The sequence below is a fragment of the Salsuginibacillus kocurii DSM 18087 genome (assembly GCF_000377705.1).
Taxonomy (GTDB): domain Bacteria; phylum Bacillota; class Bacilli; order Bacillales; family Marinococcaceae; genus Salsuginibacillus; species Salsuginibacillus kocurii.
The window spans coordinates 24421-41990 of sequence record NZ_KB898632.1 but is presented as its reverse complement, the minus strand read 5'-3'; the positions used below and the strand labels follow the sequence as shown (position 1 = coordinate 41990).

The following is a 17570-nucleotide window of genomic DNA, read 5'->3' as shown; positions in this document are numbered from 1 at the left end:
CTACTTCGCCTCCCTCGAATAAAAGCTTGTTTTTAAAATGTGAAGATATTCTTCAAACTCATCCCATAGCGGCGTCATGTCAACCTCGGTTAAGCGTTGATTTTTAAAGCGTTTTTTCAACGTTTCCTCATATCCTTCAATCGACCATTGAATGAGATGAAATGCTTTTTCTACATCAACATCATCTCGGAATAAAGAATAATCAATATTGTCATAAAGTTTAGCATGGGCAAGTGAACGCAAGTGTGCGTAGCGTTCTTTTAAGTATTCCGGCCACTGACTTTCATCCGCAAGAAATAAAGTTCCAATAAAGGTGAATACGTATGGATTTTCATCAAACACTTCCATTTTTAATTTGGATGTATAATGAAGGCGTTTAATAAAATCAGATTCTGTGGTGTCGATTCGTTCTAAATAGTTATTAGAAATTAAGTCGAGGCTGTATTCAATCAAATACAAATACAAATCATATTTACTTTTAAAGTAATAAAACAGCATGCCTTTACCGATTCCAGCTTCTTTAACAATTTTGTTCGTAGAAGCCTTCTCATAGCCTTCCTCCGCAAACACTTTAAGAGCAGCATTGCGAATCTTTTGTTGTTTTTCAACCTCTAAACTCGAGAATTTCTCTGACATAGCCGTTCGCTCCTGTACAAGTATTAGACCAACCTGGTCGATTCAAACATATCACCGTAGATCAGTCTGGTCAATAAGATTTTTCCAATTAGATCGAGAGCTCCCAGATAATAAAAAACCCCTTTGCATGCGGGCTCGCATTCAAAGGGGTTTCCTGATGATTGGCCTTTTACTATTCTTTCGTTTCTTCAGCTGTGAACGTAAAGTGACTAACTGCTTCTTGTAAATCTTCAGACTGATTAGCTAAGACACGAGAAGAAGAAGCGACTTCTTCCATGGATGCACTTTGTTCTTCAGCCGCTGCCGCCACGTTTTGAGTATGACCAACCGCTTTTTCACTCTGGTCACCGACGTGTTCAACAGCTGTGTTTAATTGAGTCGTGCTTGCTTGCATTTGCTCTGTTGCATCCTCAACCTCGTTCATCTGTGTTGCTATGTCTTCGACAGAAGTCGTAATACGGTTAAAAGCGTCTCCAGCTTGCTGGACAAGGACCGTTCCATCCTGGATGGTAGTTTGTCCTGCTTCCATTGTGGTGACAGCTTCACCACTTTCTTCTTGGATGGAAAATACGATATTTTTAATCTCTTGAGCGGATTGATTGGATTCTTCAGCAAGTTTTCGAACTTCTTCAGCTACCACAGCAAAGCCTTTTCCATTTTCTCCAGCCCGTGCTGCTTCAATAGCTGCGTTTAAGGCAAGTAAATTCGTTTGTTCGGACACATTAGTAATGAGCGTAACGATATTACCAATTTGCCGGGTTTTTTCATCTAACCGTTTTATGACATCATGGAGTTCTTTTGTTTGGTTTTCAATGTAGCTCATTTGTTCAACAGCTGTTTGGATGTTTTTGTTCCCATCCTCAGCCACATGGTAGGCGTGTTTACTCGTATGCGTCATTTGTTCTGTTCTTTCTGAAACTTGATGGACCACGTTTGCTAGTTCGCTTACAATAGCAGAAGCAGAATCGACTTCATTTTTTTGGGTTTCTGCTCCTTCTGCCACCTCTTGAATGGAAGTTGAAATTTGTTCAGTTGACGCACTGGTTTCATCTGAACTGGCAGCCAGTTCCTCTGAGGCAGCAGCCACTTGTTCTGACGTTTCAGTAACTGTTTTTATTAACGCTTGTAACTGTTCTTTCATGTTGTTATAATGCTGTATCACTTGGCCGATTTCATCCGAGCTTCCTGCATGTAAGGTCGGAGTGAAATTTCCTTTCCCAGCTTCCTGCATCGCAGCAGTTAAGGAGTTCAACCGCTTTTTCATCCGTGAAGAAAATATAACACTGCTCCCAACGCCTATTCCTCCCATGAGGAGTAGAACTACAGCAAAGCTGATCACAGTAGACGAAACAATATCGTTAATAAATTCCTCTGAGGCCCCGACGTACCACATACCTATCGGTTCCCCGTCTGCATTTTCAATGGGCTGATACATCGTTTGATAAGAGTTGCCGACAACTTCGGCTTCACCAGCATATGTATTGCCATTTTCTAAAACGGTGTCAATAACGTTTGCAGAAGCTTGCGTCCCCACTGCACGTTCACCGTCTTCTGCAATTACATTCGTAGCCACCCGTGTATCTTCTAAAAAGAGCGTAACGGTGCCCTCTGTCATTTCACCAATTTGATCAATTAGTTCATTATCACCGCTGATTTGTTCCCCGCCTTTGTATAACTCCCCATCGTCAACCGACCACTCCCCAGGATAACGTTCATCTATATACGCATATCCCAAGTTTAAATCGGACTCTGCTTTATGAAGAGCAGATTCTTGAATACCGGATGTGATTTGCTGTTGCACAATGAAAAAGGCTACCAGTGCAAAGCTTACTAAAATTCCAATCATGAGTAGGTTCAATTTTCTACCAATTGACACGTTTTTCATCTTCCTTCCCCGTTATAAAAGATCCTTCCTTCTTTATATCGGTCATAAAATTTTATTATAAAACTTTTCTACTTAATTTCTTCATAAATGTACATCATTCGACGCTTTTTGCCGGTGTAGGGAAGCGGTAATACTTAAGCGAAGACAAATCCGTCTCGGAGATTTAGTAAAAGGAGGGTAAGAAAAAGGTAAGGGTAATTTGTGAAGAAAAGACAAGTATGTCATGATACAAAAAAAGAAAAGTGTGCCGCAAAAAGTAAGGTTAAACTAAAGGACGTGAAACGGGATGCAAAAACAAATGCTTATGCTTATTTATTATGGAGTTATGGTGATTATCGGCATTTTTTTAACGGTGCAACAATGGAATCAAGACGCCGGCGGATGGGCTATAGCTATCGGTGTAGCTACACTTGTGCCCTTTACTTTATTTATCGGGGAATTACGCGCGTATACGCAGCATAAAAATGAAAGATAAAGGTAGGAAAATACAAAGAATGTGGGGGTTTATCAAGAAATATAAAATTCAGTAGAGAACCAAGAGTGTACGGGGTGGGAAGTGCTATAATTGGGCATGCCCATGAATATACATGAACTGTCGGCGGTGTGCCGCGAAGAGAACATGAACGAATGGGTGTATTGGGAAAGGAGTGCGTACAATGGATCCGCTCACGCTAATTATTTTAATTATAATGGTTATCTTTTTCTTTCCTCTCATTATGAGAGGAGTAGGGTGTTTGCTGCGTCTCTTTGCGCTAGTGGTGCTCGTAGCAGGAGCGATTATGTTACTAGGCGTCTTATTGTAGAAAACATGCAGCAGACGAGTAGATATAAAAAGTGGAAGCTGCCTGAGTCGCAGCTTCCTTTTTTATTTGTTGTTCAAGAAAAGAATAAGCTGTGTGGCCCCGGCTAATAATGGCAACTCAAGCAATGGCCCAATGATTAAAGTAAGAGCTATTAGGGGCTCATGCGGAAAAGCCGTTAATGCAAGGGCCAGGGCCACCGGTGAATTCCGTGCCAGCGTAACAAACTGTAAACTTGTTTGGTCCTGTTTAGAAAAACGCAGTATTCTGGCCGTAAATCGACTGAACAGAAAGTTAAAAGCAAAAAATAAAAGCAGCGGCACTAGTAATACGAGCAATAAATCTAAATGAGAAAGCAGAATATGTCCTTCAGCCATAAACATAGCTACAATTGTCAAACTCAAAAATACAATGGGTATAACTTGCACGATAGATAAGAAGTGCGAATGGTAGAAACGAGTGCCATTACCGAGGCGGTGGGTCAGCCACGCCAATAGCGCAGGCAATAAAAAGACAAGCCCAATGCTTTCCATAAAAACATGGGGAGAAATCATGTCTTGTGTGCCAGTAAATAAATAGAGATAGAATGGCAACAGAAGAACTTGCAAGACCAAATTAATCGGTAAAAGCATGGTTGAAGCGGCCATGTTCCCTTTTGCAAGCTTTGTAAATATTAAATACCAATCTGTACAAGGTGTGACAACAAGCATAATAAACCCGATCCAGAGGGCCGGATGCTCAGCAAGAAACAAATGAGCAAGCAGCCAAGCTAGAAATGGGGTCCAAATAAAATTAATAAATAGGGATGCATTTGTAAATTGCGCATGTGCGAGTGCTTTTTTAACTTCATGTAAAGGCAGCTGTAAAAAGACTGCACACAGCATGATGATCAAAAAGGGAACAATTAAAAACTCCGCATTGCCGCGCCACGCGTCAATTTGTCCCAAACCTAAACCGATTCCTATTGATAATATAATTATAAACGTATAATACTTCTCCCACGCTTTCATCCATGAAAACCCCTAAGTCATCCTTTATCACGTTGAGTACGTTCACTGTTTTGTTCATTCCAGTGTATCATATCACCTCTAGTTTGCTTCCGATCCAACCTACCGCTCCGCTAAATCGATGCGTGTGCGTCATGCTCGCATTCACTCTATATTACACAATGATTCACATAACAGTCATCTTTCTATGTCGAACGAGGAAAATAGTAAAACAAGCATAAAAACGAACGGTCCGTTTTTTTCCGTTAAAATCCTTCGAATTAACGAGAGCTGATTAAATTGCTTCCTTCACTTTGTTCGGTTTTTGTATTTTTTCTTCCTTTCTGGCAGCTGCTTTTGCCTAGTTGATCATTAGGGCCATTCACCATATAATAAAGGTAGTGACCGATTAGTCATTTAATGACTTGTCGGTCAGAAGCTATGCAGAGTAAAAGAGAAGGAAGGAGATTGGCGTTTATGGCGTTTAGGCTGGGCAGACGGGTCTTAACGAGCAAAGAGTATGAAAGCTATAGCATATGTAAGCTTCATGCAGTCATCACCTTGACTTCTTGGTCAAAAATTCCGGTAGCATGTGAGCATAGTACAATAACCCGTTAACCGAATATGTTGGGCCAGCAGCCAAAACGCAGTACCGTCTTAAACTCGAGCACAGTACTTAACAATTAGACTGAGGCTGCTCAATCTATTCAAAGGAGCATAAAGATATGGAACTAAAACGAACGGTTGATTTTAAGAAGCTAAAGTCAATCAAAGCTGAGCTGACCCGTTTTTTAATGACGTATAAATTTGCATTAGACGAAGTGAACACAAAAATAGATATATTGAAACAAGAATTTGAGTATGTTCATGATTACAGTCCGATTGAACACGTGAAATCGAGGGTAAAGTCCCCGGAAAGCATTATCCGAAAAATCTATAAAAAGGGCTATACTCCTACGCTTCCCGCCATTAAAGAAAACATTGTAGATATTGCCGGGATACGAATTACATGTTCTTTTCTATCAGACATCTATAAACTCAGTGAAATGTTAGAAAGTCAAAAAGATATAAAGGTATTAGACATAAAAGATTACATTAAACACCCTAAAGCAAATGGCTATCAAAGCTTACATCTTATTGTGGAAGTGCCGGTTTTTATGTCTGACCGAGAAGAACACATTTGCGTGGAAGTCCAGATTCGAACAATCGCGATGGATTTTTGGGCCAGTCTTGAACATAAAATTTATTATAAATTCAATAAGGAAGTACCAGAGCGAGTACTTGCCGATTTGAAAGAAGCTGCTGAAACAGCGACACAGTTAGATAAAAAGATGGAGCGTCTCCACAAAGAAATGAATGAACTGAAAACAGATGTTCACGGGGACGATGAGTGGTATGAACTACTTATAAACAATGAAAGGTTCATGCTTCCGCAAGGTTTTATAGAGCCGTCGCTCGACGAAGACAAACGAACGAATGAATAAAGGAGAGAATGATTGATGTTCCCGCCGAAAGGTGCCTCGGATTATGTAAAAATGGAATGTAAGAAGCTGCAAAAAAATGTAGCACCTATCTTAAAAAAAGGAATGATCTTAAGCGGGATTGCCATTCCGCTCGTTGGTATATCTTTGTTTAACTTGTCCATCCTTCTTTTCTCAGAGGGCTTGCAGTCAGACTACTTGTTAGCTGCCGGCCTGCTTGCCCTTGTTGGTGCGTTTGGCATGGCGTTATACAAAGAATCGAACCGCCAAAGCCGCATCATGCATGAAAAAAACCTCGAGTATATGCAAACACGCATTGAAGAGAGCACAGAAATAGACCAATTCGAAAAGGACCGATTTCAGCGCCAGCTAAATCAAGAGCCTGCGCACGCGTACCAAATCTTTCATACCTTTTTAGAAAAAGAAGAAAAGAAGCAAAACCAGGATAGTGTGGGAGGACAAGCATGAATGACAAAGAAACTGTGATTTTAGAAGAAGCGATAAAATTATTTTCGGTTAAAGGCTTTGCCGGTACTTCGATCCAAGAAATCTCAAAAGAAAGCGGAATTGCTAAAGGAACAGTGTATTTACACTTTCAGTCAAAAGAGCAATTAATCATTGCTGCTTATGATTATTATTTTGATCAAATGTTTGCGCAAATAGAAAAGGTAAAAGAAAAGAAGCTTGAAGCACGAGAACAATTTATTGAACAGATTACTGTATTTTTTGAGAGTGTGATTGCCCATCAAGAATTCATCGTTTTGCAGGCTAATGATTACGGAGCTTCGCTTAACGAATCGTTAAAAAAGCTGGCCTTGCAAAAACAGCGGGAAATTAGCGAAATATTTATTGAAGGAATTGTAAATATATACGGTCCAGACATAATGTCTTACCGTTATGACTTGGCGACCATGCTTGAAGGGATGCTGCGTTCTTATATGCGACTTGTTTTTTTGGGTGAACAAAGGTTGGACCTTAGACATGTGGTAAGTTATTTAGTGAATCGTATCGATGACTTGGTTAAAGGGTTGAAAGAGAGTACTGAAGCACCCATATTAACGGAACTTCAAATGAAACACGTCCGCCAAAAAGTAGATACGTATAAAGAAAACCCCAGTGAAATCATTGCCCGCAACTTGGAAAAAATTAAAAACATTGTCCAGCAATCCACGCATCCAAACGAATCCTATCTTATTTCCCTTCAGGTGATAGAAGAAGAACTGGCAAGCAAATACCCTCGTGCTCCAGTCATTGAAGGGATGCTTTCTAATTTCAAAACACTGAAACAAGCAAAGGGATATGTGCAGGAAATAAAAACAGTAGTAAAGTCAGATTTTACATAAAAGGTGATCTGTTGCCTTTCGTAAAACCATGACAGAACGAACCTTTCCCAAACTGGATGTTTTATCGATCATTCTCTCGACGCTCGGGTTTGGAGGTTTGTTATACGGTTTCAGTATGGCCGGAGGAACAGGGTGGGGGAGTACTCAAGTGCTCATTTCGCTAGCGGTTGGATTTGTGATTCTTATTTGGTTTATCAGTAGGCAAATGAAGCTGAAAGAGCCGATGCTTGAATTTAAAGTGTTTAGATACCCGGTTTTTTCCTTAACGACAGCCCTTGGGATGATCGTATTTCTTGCTATGATCGGGTCAGCTGTAATCCTGCCGTTGTTCATGCAGGATATGCTCGGCTTCACAGCATTCGAATCAGGATTGATGCTTTTGCCGGGTGCTGTGCTAATGGGCCTGATGAGCCCGATCACGGGTAAACTATTCGATAAATTCGGAGCGAGGTGGCTCGCGATTATCGGTTTGGCAATCTTAGTCGTCACGACTTTTATGTTTACGAATTTAACGACCGAGACGACATTCATATACTTAATGACTGTCAATGCGATTCGAATGTTTGGCATAGCTATGGTCATGATGCCCCTCACGACAGCCGGGCTCAATCAGCTGCCACGAGAGTTAATACCGCACGGGACAGCGATGAATAATACGATGCGGCAAGTAGCGGGGGCAGTTGGAACCGCCCTTTTAGTCACTGTGATGACGACAAGTATGCTGCCTGCTCAAGGCATGGAAGGGATGGTGCGCGGCGTGAACGTCTCCTTCATCGTTGCTGGAATCTTTGCCGTCTTTGGACTGGTCTTAGCTTTCTTTATCAAAAGCCCAGCCCAGCAAGTTGTGGAGCCGAAATAGTAGATGAAGAGACCTCAGGGTTTCATCAGGTACTCTGTGCAGGGTTACTGTCTCCTACGTTCGTGAAGGTGCTCTTAACGTTTCTATGTAACAATGAAAACCAACGGATCGCTGAAAACTATGCATGGCCAAGTCTCCGATATAAGGATATAGGCTGAGCCTTAGTTGCACGTATATCATTTCTTTCACTATTTCATTCTTACGCTACTAAAAAGGCACCTCCGTATGGGAGGCGCCTTTTTAGTAGTGAATATTAAGCCATTTTCTCCGACTGAAGGTCTGCGATATGCGCAATGCGGTCCTCTACACGTAACCAATCCCTTAGTTTCGTACCTCGTTTAGTTTCTTCATTATGAATCATCGCTGCTTCTTCATCGGTTAGAAGCTTTTTTCCAAACTCAGTCAACGTTAAATAGTTGTTTCGTGCCACTTTTAGGTGGTTTCCGGTTAGGTGAACCGTGTGCAATCTGAGAGGCAGCTCTACTTCATCGATTTCTTTAATCCGATGGAGTGTGATTTGCTCATTCGTCACGTATAAAAGGAGAAAGAGTGATTCAGCTTTGATTAGCTTGGCTACTTGATTGTCCTGGTCTTCTATCCACGTATTAAAATAGGGAAGGAGTCTCTGTTCAAGCATTTGATACTCATCTGTGAACGTTTCTTTATCGCGCCAATCCATTGTCTCCATTTCCTCTTTCCGTTTAGATACGCCGCATTTATTGCATTGATATATAATAGGAAGAACAAATGGCACCCAAGCTATAAAAATGCCTAACGGAACGAAAACGATCAGAATTAACGCACATACGACGCGTAATGCGATTGAACTGCGCTGATCTATGTTATCACTCATACACTCCGGACAAATACTCACCTTTAATCTTTCCTTCCTGTTAGAAGCTAAACCTTCTATATGTAGCACGCTCAAGTGAAGCACCTCCTTTCATTGTATCCCAGTCTATGCATGTATGAAATGACCTTTTTCATAATTAATTTGGATAGGCAGGAGAATTCTATCGCATCACGAAATACATGTGTATAGAGAGGAGCGAAAGTGATGTATTTAACCGACGGACGCGTCACCATTCGCCCGATAACGACAGACGATTTGCCTCATCTCTGGGCAATGACGTGTAAAGAAGAATGGCCGGAATGGAAAAATTGGGACGCCCCTTATTTTCCACATAAGCAACTAAGTTATGAAGAGTACATAGCATTAAAGGAGCAAAAAAATAGATCAAGAGAATCAAGGCGTTATTGAAGTGGGTGGAAAGATCATAGGACAGATTACCTATTATTGGGAATATGAACCGACCCGCTGGTTAGAAATGGGCATAACCATCTTTGATCCTGCCTATTGGAGCGGGGGTTATGGGACAAGAGCGATGCGCATGTGGATCTCGCACTTGTTTAAAACGAAAACGATTGAACGGGTAGGATACACCACTTGGTCAGGCAACCACCGCATGGTACGTGTCGGTGAAAAGCTTGGTATGACAATGGAAGCAAGACTACGAAAAACCCGCTATTATAACGGCATCTATTATGATTCGATCCGTATGGGCATCATTCGCGAGGAGTGGGAAGAGAACGCCATGTTTCACCGACCACAAACTACCTGATCACTATTCTGGAGGGATTCGTCATGGAAAACGAAAAATTTGAAGCGTTTGCTGAAAAAGTCATAGAAGAACACGAGATTCCAGGCGTAGCTGTTGGGCTGATGCAAGGACAGGGTCAAGCCTATAAAAAAGGGTTTGGCTTTAGAGATAAAGAAAAAGGCTTGCCAGTTACTTCCTCCACCGTTTTCGGCCTGGCGTCAATAACGAAATCATTTACATGTATGGCCATTCTGCAATTGCAAGAGCAGGGGAAATTACGCGTCACCGACCCGGTTACTACATATTTACCGGAATTTAAAACAATGTCTTCAAACATGGAAAAGGTAACAATACATCATTTCATGACGCATACGTCCGGGCTGCAGCCGCTTGATTCTCATTTGGCGGCTAACAAGCGTAGCTTTGAAAAAGACCCGTCCATCCATGATTATCCTGGGGTGAAAATGAAATTTGTAAACCGGGATCCAATTGATACGTACGAGCAGTTAATGGACTACATTGCTTCTTTAGATGTAGAGCTTTTGGGCGAACCAGGTGAAGCTTTCAGTTATTCGAACGATGCCTATGGTTTGTTGGGAGCGATTATTACCCGGGTCAGCGGTCAAGCATACGAATCATATGTCGACGAAAAAATATTACAACCGATCGGCATGAAACATAGCTCTTTCTTTCCCGATCCTTCGTTTGAATTAACGACGCTGTACGCCAAGCGGGAAAACGAAGAAGGGAGTGAAGTGTATCCGGCGCCTGTCTGGTGGGATGCTCCGGCGATGCGGGGCACAGGTGCGATGAAGTCTTCCATTGATGATATGCTTACTTATGCTCAAGTCTTTTTAAATCATGGCGAGCAGAACGGCACGCGTATTTTAAGCGCAGAAAACATCGAAGAAATGATGACGCCACACGTGGAAATGGAACCCGGCCGCTATTATGGCTACGGTTTTATGATCCGTCCCGATTATTATGGCTGTAAACTTGTCGAGCACGGCGGCAGCAAAAAAGCGATTTCCTCACTACTTGCGCTGGTGCCGGAACGCCAGCTTGCAGGGATTACGTTAACTAATTTAGCAGGGGTTCCGGCGAGTGAAATATTACACGCGGCGTTGAACGTGCAGGAAGGTCGGCAGCCAGAAGCTTCCCATGTAGTCTATCCAGAAACATCGACGCTCTCTGTAGAGAAATTAAAAGAATATGAAGGGTATTATCGATCCTTGGAAGGTATGCATGTTGAAGCAAGAGTAGAGAATGAGATAATGAAGATCCAATACCAGAATGAGACCTTTGAGGCAACCCCGGCAGGCGAAGACGGTTTCTTAATTTCAGTGCGCGGTGAAAACGAATATATCCGTTTTGTCCGTAATAAGAATGGAGAGGTAATTCAAGTTGCTTTTCATTACCGTCAGTTCCCAAAAGTGGGGGAGGCAAAAAACAAAGGAGCGTAACGCTGTTTATGAAAAGTTGGCTTGAAGCGTTAAACCGCTCAACAACAGAATCATCGTCTTTTTTAATCAAAAAAGAGCAGCTCGCACTGCTCTTTTATATATTTACCATTTTACGACTGAAGCTCCGATGATAACTAATAAAATGAACAACACTACCACAAGAGCAAATCCAGCTCCATGTCCGTGATGGTGATGATGGCCATGACCTCCGAAAAAAGACATTTTGTTGCCTCCTTTATAACCTTAAGAAATGATGGGACAGTATACAGTATGTAAAAGGGGCAAATGCGTTTGGTTACATATCAGGGGAGCACGAAAACTAAGAAATTCACCTATACTAAGATCTATTTTATAGAAAAGGTTTACGTGCGCTCGTAGTATGGTTTATAAAGCACCCCTTTAGTTTGTTTTTTTGGAAGTAAAACAAATGTAGGAGCTACGCTATGAAATCTCAAAGTATGAACAAACACTATAGAACACTTATTCAACAAAGAGAGAAGCTTTTTCCCACACTCCAATCATTAGAAAAGGTGCAATTATGGGAAAAACCTAAAGCAAATAAATGGTCGATTGGAGAAACAATGTATCATTTATATTTAATGATAAAAACAGCGCGAATAGCAGCAAGCATTACCATTCCGTCTACAACGTTAGTTGCAAGAAGGAGGAGACATAAACCATTTGCTGCGGATATCCATGATATTTACACGGAATACAAAGAAAAACATGGAAAAGGGATGAAAGCGCCATTTATTTTAAATCCACCGAAAAAAATTCACAACACTATGGACTTTACCGAATTGACTCAACTTCTAAACAACGAGACTTCCAACGTAGTAAAAATGGTAGAGAACATTGATGAAGACATCGCTGGCCATATTATTTTTTTGGATCCTGTAGCAAAGTATCCTAACCTGATTCAAGCGATGCAACTGTTAGCCATACATGAAGCACATCATTTTAGGATCATTCAAAGGGACCTTGAACCTTTAACTGAAAAAACTGACACTGAATGAATGCCATTCAATGAGGGTTTCTTGTTATAAAATATAACTGTTTAAACTGTTTAAATTGACAATTTGAATTACAATAAATACTTAACCACGAAACATCGAAAAACAAACAAGAAGTTAAATGCATGAGAAAAAGACAAAATTATGAGAAGTGAATTTAGAGGAAAATTGAAGTTGGTTGATAAAACAAAAACATATCTTTTTTGATAGATGATTTTAAGGTATAAGCAGAGCACTTGCAAAGTATTAGGTTTGCGCTTAAGACATAAAAATTTTTCTGAGGTAGTATTAAAATACTAGGTTTGAAATCATCAACAGTTATTGTTTAAATTATTCACGCTTCATGAGAGAATTTGTGAAACAATACATTTGTTCCCTTAGTTTATTGTCTAGTAAAAAGAGGTGCGATTTTGAAGAAACGTATATTATTAATATCACTCCTAATTGTTGCCGTAGGGTATAGCACATTTACTTATTTAGATAACTCGGAAGAGACGTATACTCATAATATTAAAAAACATAATTATGAAACGATTTATCAGCTTGTGTCAGGGGAAATTCAACCCTCGATCAAAGAAACTTTGGAACAAATAATAAATAATGAAGAAGTTACAGTGGGGGAACAACGATTACTTAGTGAGCGTTTCCGTCATCTTAGATTGTTGGTTAATAGCTTTGACCAAAGCTCCCATGTTAAAGAGCCAGAAGTCACTTCGTTATTTCAAAAACCAATAAATGATTCTACGTCACCAACGGAAGTTTGGGCCACAACGCATATTCATATTGATTCTACAATGAATGAGAAAGATATTAACGAATTGGATATTACACAGAATGAAGATTTGTACAACATATACCATAATACGTTGGCTATGTTTACAACGTATGAGTCTCTAGTGGAAGATTATGAAAACAGTCGAGAAGGCAGTATTGAAATAAAGGACGCTGTAAATATCAATTACATATTAAATACCACCAAAAATGAGTTACAAGAAGAAATCCATGAAATTAGAAATACTCCTATAAACATTGATACAGACTAAAGATACTATTACAGCATTTTTCAAACTCAAGATCTTGAAAGTGCATTAAAATGAAAAAAAAGAAAGGGGGCTTTCTATTAATAGTAAAAATTCAAAAGTAGTTGTAAGGGGGTTTTTTAAATGATGTTATAACTTCGCAAAATTTCAGTTTTGCGAACAATTATGCAAAGATAAATCAAGCAGCCCGGGTTCGACTCCTTTTAATCCCACCATTTAATTATTTTAAATATGGATTATATTTCTGTTTTTCTATAGCGAAAATCGTTTTTCTCGAATCACTTACCGAGGCTGCTAGCTTATCTTGTGACATATCGTTTGATCTGTTGTCTGCAAGTGCTTAGCACGGCAAATTAAATGTTATTTGAATCAATGTCATCATTCAACATAAGATGTTCAAGTCCGAATAATGAATGTGACCTTCACTTCAGCCGGGCGCTTTCCCGAGGGCTTGTCTTCAGCTAACTTTTTCGATGGGAACCATGCGAAAAAGTGGATCTTCAGACTGCGCTTTATCCTCTGGGAGTCGCCGACTTACGTGTCAGTCACTTTTTAAATTCCATATATTTTACCCTTTTATTAACATAATCGCTTGTTAAACGAACGCTTACCGTTTGTGAAGAAGAATTGTTTTTAACCATTTTTCATTACTTCCCATTCTTCCCTTAGTATTCCCATTTTTATTGCATTATAATATTCATCATCCCCCCATCCTTATTAGATTAGTTGAAAATAAGGCTCAAATAATCGCCGTGTCCTCTTATAAGTTCAACATCATTCGCAGTTGAAATCCAAAAAAAATGAAAAGTTAACCCTTCTTCCTCTCCACCACCTGTTGGTTCGTAGTGCCATTCCTCTGCAACATTTGAGACAGTTATTTTATAAAAGAATCTGTTATGTATTGTCCCGTCATCGTTCTTCCATAAATCTTCAACAAGTAGTTTCTCAACATGAAAGTTTCTTAACCCTGTTTCCTCTTCAATTTCTCTTATTACTGCATAGTATGTGTCTTCTTCAGGTTGCACAGTCCCCTTTGGGAGTTGAATCCCTGCTTCAGCAATAGGATGCTGAAATACTAATACCTGTGTTTTGCCTTCTTTTATTCTTGTTACATAACCATAGGCTTTTTTAATTGGTGTCATTTGTCACCTCTCCTTCCAATAAAAAACGCCTCAACCTTGTTACATAAATCTCCCCGTCTCTTTAAGTACCTTACTTCACAAAGTCTGAACATTTCCTCTTCCATTTTAACATAAATATCCAAATCTTTTTCTTGTACATTGGTATTACGTGTAAAGTCATAGCTAGTTCATAGAAAGGAAATATTTATGTCCACCTATATAAATAGGAGTGAGAATTACTTTGTGATTTCATGTCGATTTAGTGATAAAACACTGATATAAAAACAAAAAACACATGTGATTTCTGCTTTGAAATCGCATGTGTTTATACTTGCGTATGATTTGCCCTTCTAAAGTAAACTCGTTACTTTTAGAGGGAGCTCCTATAAATTTTGGTCATGTTGTTTACGCCTTAAACTCTGATGGACGCGTTTTAGGTGCTCAAAGTCGATATGTTTTAATACTTCACTTCGCCCTTCTGCTCCTAACATCAGTCTGGCCACTAACCCTTCTTTTCCTTTTTGGCTTTCCGCTACATTCACAAGAAATCTTTTCATGGGTTTAGGTATAGCTTGATGTCCTAATGGGGTTGCCACTACATGTCCCCTCCTCCTCTTAAGGAAAGGATATGAGGACGACCTCTAATGATATGATTAAGCAATGTAAGTCCCATCTGAAATCTTTTAGAAAACAGCCTTCCCTTCCCCCACCTGTGGTCTCACTAGAAATCGAGCTATCAAATGAGTTGTCTCATATATAACTAGGAGGGTTTCTATCTGAATGTCCCAGGCTCTTTTGTCTCAAAATATGTAAAGTTATAATTCATTTTCAATATCTGAAATTAGGTCCTCGATTATAATATGAATCATATCATCTTGATCATATATGTCATCATTAGCTCGAAATTCAATGATTACGTCATAAACATCGTCATTTTCTAATGTTCCCTCAGCTGTAACTAAATTTCCCTCGTTATTTTCTACACTATGGAGCTCGAAACTTTCGGTTTCTTCTATCAATTCAGTATTAACTCCTTCAATGTCGGAGGCTAAATCTTCACTAATAGAAATTCTGAGTAAGTTGTTTTCATCTTGTGTTTCTTGGTAAAAAAAAGTGTTTCCTTGTTCATCTAAAGTGCGCGCGTTTCTGTCTTGGTTTTCGTTAAAGACAGACGTGTTTATTATAGGTGTTGGGTGTTCATAATTCTCACTAAAATCCTCTTCATATTCAGCACCAGTTTCTTCATTACAACCAATAAGGACTAGTGCTGTTATGAACATTATTTTTGTTAATAAAAACTTTTTAATCATATCTCTCGCCCCATATAAATTTTAAAATAAGTCTTCAAATATATCGTTGGTAAGTATATTGTGTTTTAGGCTGTGGTTTTTATTGTGATTTAGCATTTTACACCTCTCAAGTAAACCGGTTACTATGGGATCGATCAAGCTATTTCTACTCTATGCCCTCTTCTACTTGCAACTGATAGGATTGGTCCTCATATCTAAACTCAGCAGCCACTTCTAGAAGACCTTCATCGTACTTATTAATATTATCATTAAGTAATACTTCTTCGGTATAAGCTTCATCTTTAGTCATGGAAATTTCAGTCTTCACATCTCCTACTAAACTCGAAATAACATCATCACTTACGTGCAGAGAGGATACAAAAGGGCTTGACGAAGAAATAATTTCTACTTCTTTTTCTTCTCCGATATATGTAAGTGCCTGATAATAAATATCGTTATCTTCTAATAAAGTCAATTCAAAGTTATCTTCTGTTTCAACTGCTACAACTTCATAAGGATAATCCGCTGACGTTTCAATGTGGTTATCATTAGAACCACATCCAACTATAAAAAGTACCGTTAATGGAAGTATCCATTTCATAAATTATACGTACTCCTTTGGATTTTTCATAATGAAATAAAGTGAAGAGCTGTAACCAGCTGATCACGCATGTTCCACCTTCTGGTTACTGCCCAGTGCACATTAGCGTCCTTTCAGGGGGGGAAATGAATTCCTTCACCTTGTATCAATATCTTCCTTTGAAAATCTCCATAGTTCACCATGAAAGTTAAAATGATAAGAATCCTTTTCCTCCCTAATAACTAATGGAACTTCCATTGTCGTTTGTTCATTGGGCTCAAGCTCTCCCTCTCTAATTTCTACTACGTTAGGGGTAATATCTTCTTCCTCATCAATTACATATGGATCACTTATCTTATAATTCGATTCGGGGTGATCTAAAGATATATCGTCATAAAAATCGATGTCGATCCACATGTTCTCAGATCCCGTATTTTCAACATCTACCACAATATTAACCATACGGTACCCTTCTTGAACATCAAAACTTCCTTGGTCCTCCGTTATATCGGTTATACTTTGGACTTCAACTTCATAACTATGACCCTCATGCTCAATCGTTAATTCCTCATTTATACTTGCTTCATCTGTAGTACAAGCGACTAAAAACAATATTAAAAATAGAAAAATTACATTTTTAATAGAAAATCACTCCAAATAACATATATTTTTTATTTATTATCTTTTTTGTTGGTTATTTACTACTAATAGATTAGTTGCTATCAGTTATTACCAATAGACAGCCTTCTCACCGGTTGTCATGTAAATAATGATGGTATTTACATTGGTAGATATGTTGCTCGTTTATGCTGATAAACGGTCTTTGAACTGACAGGACATACATCTGTTTGCATGTCTCGTGGTTCAAGGCCTTTTTTGTGGTGGGATGGCCTATCTTAAAGTGATACATATGAATTAAGGTTCATCGGAACTTTTATTGAATGTTTTCCTAGGAGTAATCGATGGGGGAAACTTAATTTATTCGGTATAATCTATATTCCGTAAATTGAAACTGTCTGTCTTTGTTTCTCCATCTTCAGTACGAAATTCCATGTTAATGGAAGAACGATTTAAATGACTTTCAATATCTGATGTGGTCATGGTCCTTGTACTACTTAAAGTTATAGGAGGTTCTGGCGTTTCAGAAATGGTTTCCATCACTATAGGATCATGATTTGGTCTTGATTCAGAGATCTGCGCATCAATGTCATACCACTCATAATCAATGACATACTCCCCTATTTTTACGTCTGGTTCTTGGTTTTCATAAACAACATTAATCGCCCACAGCCCGTTGCCTTGCTCCACGCCTTCTTCGGTTTTCCACAATTCATAATTAAGGTCGAAATGCTCACCTTCTATTTCTCCAGAGAACGTTTCTTCCACTTCTATCACACGTTGTGTTTCGTAATACCACCAACCAGCAACTAAAAATAAAATAAAAATTATTGGAAGCCCAATTTTCCAAAGCAT

At 39.3% G+C, this 17570-nt stretch carries 19 protein-coding genes and 2 pseudogenes; 10 read left to right on the top strand and 11 right to left on the bottom strand.

All coding sequences use genetic code 11. The features are described from left to right. Both D469_RS0116305 and D469_RS0116300 read right to left on the bottom strand, forming a co-directional pair. Complete coding sequence (locus D469_RS0116305) at positions 1 to 636, bottom strand: TetR/AcrR family transcriptional regulator (protein ID WP_018924455.1); 636 nt, start codon at positions 634 to 636, stop codon at positions 1 to 3. Positions 637 to 808: 172 nt separating this feature from the next. Continuing rightward, a complete protein-coding gene (locus D469_RS0116300; protein ID WP_026286280.1) occupies positions 809 to 2521 on the bottom strand; it encodes a methyl-accepting chemotaxis protein in 1713 nt (570 codons plus the stop codon). A gap of 286 nt (positions 2522 to 2807) precedes the next feature. Between D469_RS0116300 and D469_RS0116295 the strand changes: the two genes are divergently transcribed. Both D469_RS0116295 and D469_RS22190 read left to right on the top strand, forming a co-directional pair. Continuing rightward, positions 2808 to 2996 (top strand): hypothetical protein, encoded by a 189-nt coding sequence (locus D469_RS0116295; protein WP_018924453.1) that lies wholly within the window; start codon positions 2808 to 2810, stop codon positions 2994 to 2996. 181 nt (positions 2997 to 3177) lie between these two features. Continuing rightward, on the top strand, positions 3178 to 3324 hold the full coding sequence (locus tag D469_RS22190; RefSeq protein ID WP_018924452.1) for a hypothetical protein: 147 nt from the start codon (positions 3178 to 3180) through the stop codon (positions 3322 to 3324). A 62-nt stretch (positions 3325 to 3386) separates the two neighbouring features. Here D469_RS22190 and D469_RS0116285 read toward each other — a convergent pair whose 3' ends face one another. Then, positions 3387 to 4331, bottom strand: a complete 945-nt coding sequence (locus tag D469_RS0116285; RefSeq protein ID WP_018924451.1) for an arsenic resistance protein — start codon at positions 4329 to 4331, stop codon at positions 3387 to 3389. Between the two features lie 701 nt (positions 4332 to 5032). Between D469_RS0116285 and D469_RS0116280 the strand changes: the two genes are divergently transcribed. The 4 genes and pseudogenes from D469_RS0116280 to D469_RS20635 all read left to right on the top strand — a co-directional run. Next, the gene (locus D469_RS0116280; RefSeq protein ID WP_018924450.1) at positions 5033 to 5791 is read left to right on the top strand and encodes a GTP pyrophosphokinase; all 759 of its coding nucleotides are present in this window, start codon (positions 5033 to 5035) and stop codon (positions 5789 to 5791) included. A gap of 15 nt (positions 5792 to 5806) precedes the next feature. Further along, positions 5807 to 6256 carry a DUF5392 family protein gene (locus D469_RS0116275; RefSeq protein ID WP_018924449.1) on the top strand — a complete coding sequence of 150 codons (450 nt, stop codon included), beginning with the start codon at positions 5807 to 5809 and terminating at the stop codon, positions 6254 to 6256. Beyond that, positions 6253 to 7131 (top strand): TetR/AcrR family transcriptional regulator, encoded by an 879-nt coding sequence (locus D469_RS0116270; RefSeq protein WP_018924448.1) that lies wholly within the window; start codon positions 6253 to 6255, stop codon positions 7129 to 7131. The genes D469_RS0116275 and D469_RS0116270 overlap by 4 nt, the downstream gene beginning before the upstream one ends. 22 nt (positions 7132 to 7153) lie before the next feature. After that, positions 7154 to 7990 (top strand): annotated as a pseudogene (locus tag D469_RS20635) (MFS transporter); the annotation flags it as partial. A gap of 253 nt (positions 7991 to 8243) precedes the next feature. Here the strand turns inward: D469_RS20635 and D469_RS0116260 are convergent. Then, positions 8244 to 8918 (bottom strand): hypothetical protein, encoded by a 675-nt coding sequence (locus D469_RS0116260; RefSeq protein ID WP_018924446.1) that lies wholly within the window; start codon positions 8916 to 8918, stop codon positions 8244 to 8246. Between the two features lie 129 nt (positions 8919 to 9047). On the opposite strand from D469_RS0116260, the pseudogene D469_RS20630 reads away from it, so the two are divergent. Both D469_RS20630 and D469_RS0116250 read left to right on the top strand, forming a co-directional pair. Next, positions 9048 to 9612, top strand: a pseudogene (locus D469_RS20630) (GNAT family N-acetyltransferase). 23 nt (positions 9613 to 9635) lie between these two features. Then, positions 9636 to 11054, top strand: a complete 1419-nt coding sequence (locus D469_RS0116250; protein ID WP_018924445.1) for a serine hydrolase domain-containing protein — start codon at positions 9636 to 9638, stop codon at positions 11052 to 11054. Between the two features lie 102 nt (positions 11055 to 11156). Here the strand turns inward: D469_RS0116250 and D469_RS21805 are convergent, their stop codons facing one another. Then, the gene (locus D469_RS21805; protein ID WP_018924444.1) at positions 11157 to 11276 is read right to left on the bottom strand and encodes a YjcZ family sporulation protein; all 120 of its coding nucleotides are present in this window, start codon (positions 11274 to 11276) and stop codon (positions 11157 to 11159) included. 221 nt (positions 11277 to 11497) lie between these two features. On the opposite strand from D469_RS21805, the gene D469_RS0116240 reads away from it, so the two are divergent. Together D469_RS0116240 and D469_RS0116235 are read left to right on the top strand one after the other, a co-directional pair. Then, positions 11498 to 12070 (top strand): DinB family protein, encoded by a 573-nt coding sequence (locus tag D469_RS0116240; RefSeq protein WP_018924443.1) that lies wholly within the window; start codon positions 11498 to 11500, stop codon positions 12068 to 12070. Positions 12071 to 12477: 407 nt separating this feature from the next. Further along, positions 12478 to 13110: a hypothetical protein gene (locus D469_RS0116235; protein WP_018924442.1), complete on the top strand. Its 633-nt coding sequence runs from the start codon at positions 12478 to 12480 to the stop codon at positions 13108 to 13110. Between the two features lie 719 nt (positions 13111 to 13829). Here the strand turns inward: D469_RS0116235 and D469_RS0116230 are convergent. From D469_RS0116230 to D469_RS0116205, 6 genes are all read right to left on the bottom strand, one after another. Further along, complete coding sequence (locus D469_RS0116230; protein WP_018924441.1) at positions 13830 to 14249, bottom strand: NUDIX hydrolase; 420 nt, start codon at positions 14247 to 14249, stop codon at positions 13830 to 13832. Between the two features lie 362 nt (positions 14250 to 14611). Further along, on the bottom strand, positions 14612 to 14824 hold the full coding sequence (locus D469_RS0116225) for a hypothetical protein (protein ID WP_018924440.1): 213 nt from the start codon (positions 14822 to 14824) through the stop codon (positions 14612 to 14614). A 219-nt stretch (positions 14825 to 15043) separates the two neighbouring features. Continuing rightward, complete coding sequence (locus D469_RS0116220) at positions 15044 to 15538, bottom strand: hypothetical protein (RefSeq protein WP_018924439.1); 495 nt, start codon at positions 15536 to 15538, stop codon at positions 15044 to 15046. 145 nt (positions 15539 to 15683) lie between these two features. Beyond that, complete coding sequence (locus D469_RS0116215) at positions 15684 to 16118, bottom strand: hypothetical protein (RefSeq protein ID WP_018924438.1); 435 nt, start codon at positions 16116 to 16118, stop codon at positions 15684 to 15686. Between the two features lie 135 nt (positions 16119 to 16253). Next, on the bottom strand, positions 16254 to 16709 hold the full coding sequence (locus D469_RS0116210; RefSeq protein WP_018924437.1) for a hypothetical protein: 456 nt from the start codon (positions 16707 to 16709) through the stop codon (positions 16254 to 16256). A 366-nt stretch (positions 16710 to 17075) separates the two neighbouring features. Further along, positions 17076 to 17570 (bottom strand): hypothetical protein, encoded by a 495-nt coding sequence (locus D469_RS0116205; protein ID WP_018924436.1) that lies wholly within the window; start codon positions 17568 to 17570, stop codon positions 17076 to 17078.